This window comes from Akkermansia sp. N21169, from assembly GCF_029854675.1.
Lineage (GTDB): Bacteria > Verrucomicrobiota > Verrucomicrobiia > Verrucomicrobiales > Akkermansiaceae > Akkermansia.
Genome location: NZ_JARWNC010000003.1, coordinates 1 through 2253 on the forward strand (window position 1 = coordinate 1; position 2253 = coordinate 2253).

Consider the following 2253-nt stretch of genomic DNA (forward strand, 5'->3'; position numbering starts at 1 on the left):
GGCATACGGGGCGAGACTTCCGCCGACCGTCAGCACGCTGGAGGCATCTTCCGTCTTCAGCCGGATGGCCGAGTCTTCGTCCGCGCGGAAGGCGTTGGCAAAGGACACTTCACCCTTCGCCGACAGTATCCCTCCCTGGAACAGGAGTTCCCCCTTGCCCAGAGAGCCGTATTCAATATTGCCGGAACCGTCCGTGACGCTGCCGGAACGCACGAGAATCGTCCCGCCCTGCAAGAGGGTGCCGCCCGTGTAGGTATTGCGCAAATCGGAGCCTATCGTCAGGTTTCCTTCTCCCGACTTCGTCAGCACGCCGTTTACCGTCCCGTTGTCGGAAATTCCGGCAGACGTATCGCCGTTGAACACGTAGTCCTTGCCGGTATCGTTGTTCACCGTCACCGACCAGGGTTTCACCGTTCCGATGATCGTGATATTGCGATTCACCGCCGCGTTCGAGAACAAAAGCTTCTGCGCATCTGGCCCTGTCGCGAATTCGCTATCGTGGCTCCACTGAGTCTTAGCGCCTCCGGTCGCGTCGCTCCATTCGACCGAGGTACCGTAGCCGTCGGCTCCGCTCGCCCAGACCCATTCCCCGATCCGCGCCAGCTGCAGGTAAAGAGTCGGCGTACCGCCTTCCGATGAACTGATCAGCTTGTAGTAATAGGCATCCGTCGATACGGACTCATGCGACCACGTAAAGGTTTCCGGCAACGGCGCCGACTGGGAAAGCAGGGCGTAGTCGCCCGCATGGCCCGATTCCGTCTGCTGGAAGTTCTCCAGCACCAGGGAATCCAGAGAATTGCATGCCCCCGTCAACTGGACATACGGGGAATTGTCCCTCGTGAGCATGTCGGAAAGGTCCAGCGTCAGCGTGCCGCCAGTCGTCAGGCTCGCGCCCTTGAGCGTCGCTCCCGCCGAGACCCTTACGTCCTTCAGGACGGCGGAGGCGTCCGACAAGGTCAGTGTTCCCGACTTGGCATGTACCGCTCCGGCGTAGCCCGCCGAGGTTCCCGACAGCGTCGAATCTCCCGAAAAGACCAGCGCGTTGGACAGGGACTGGCTGTTGAGGTCGATTTTCGCCCCTTCCGCCAGGATTTCGTTGGACGCAGCCCCGAAGGCCGTGGAGGAGGCCGCCTTGAGCGTTCCCCCCGTCACCTTGATGCTGCCGGAGAGCGAGGCGTTGCCTCCTCCCAGCGTCAGCACGCCCGAACCCGACTTCACCAGGTTCACGGACGCCACGCCCGATTTGTTGGAAAGATTTCCCGACAGGGTGATGTCCCCACCCATCGTGTCGATCGTCGTCGCATCGGAGCCCGTCGCCGAAAGCACGGCGACATGGGTCGTGCTCCACGCAGCCGACGACTTGAGCATACCGCCGCCCAGTTCCAGCGTCCCCGCCGAACCGGTGATCCCCGAAGCTCCCACCGTCAATTCTCCGCCGGTCAAGACCAGCGCGGACGCCGACGTCCCGAGCGAGATTCCTCCCGCCGAAACCGAGCCGTTGGACAAATTCAAGGAACCGCCATCCAGCGCCAGCATATTGCCGACGGATACCGTGCCGGATTGTGCGTCCGTACCGACCGTTACCGCAACGTTCGCCCCCAGGTTCAGGGAAGCCCCCGCGAGGGCACCCGTCAGCGACAAGGCACGGGACGAACCCTTACCGGCAAGCTCCAGAGTACCCGCCGTCGCCTCCAGACGACCGGACAGTGACGCATCGGCATCCAGCTCGACAAGGAGGGTGCCCGCCGCTTTCGACAGCGTGCCGGCGATCGCATCCAGCGTCCCGTTCGAGGCGTTATGCCGCACGGTCACCGACCCCGAATCATCATCATTGGCCAGGCGGAGAGTCGCTCCCCCAAGGACGGACAAAGCCCCGTCCAGCACATTGCCGGAGGCCAGGCCGCCGAGCACCACCGTGCCCTTGGCTCCGGCCTGTCCGACCGTTATGTTATTGGAATTGGTATCTCCGGCAAACTGCAGCCCGGACAAAGTCATCGTCTTGCCGTCCGCCGCGGCCACCTGGATCTTCTTGCCGGAATTGGCCATGACCGTATGCCCGGCAAGCTCCAGCGTATCCGCCGCCACCAGCGTCCCTCCATTGAACAACACCGTTCCGCCGTTGCCCAGGGAACTTCCCTTGCCGATCTTCAGCGTCCCGGCCGTCAACGTCGTGCCGCCCGTATAGGTGCTCTCGCCGGTCAGCTCCTGGCTCCCGGTCCCGTTCATCTCCAACGACAGCTTGCCGGAACCAAG

General features: G+C 63.1%; 1 protein-coding gene. It reads right to left on the minus strand.

All coding sequences use genetic code 11. The features are described 5' to 3' along the window. Positions 1-2253, minus strand: a 2253-nt coding sequence (locus QET40_RS00025) for an autotransporter-associated beta strand repeat-containing protein (RefSeq protein ID WP_280125122.1), incomplete at both ends; no start/stop codon positions are given.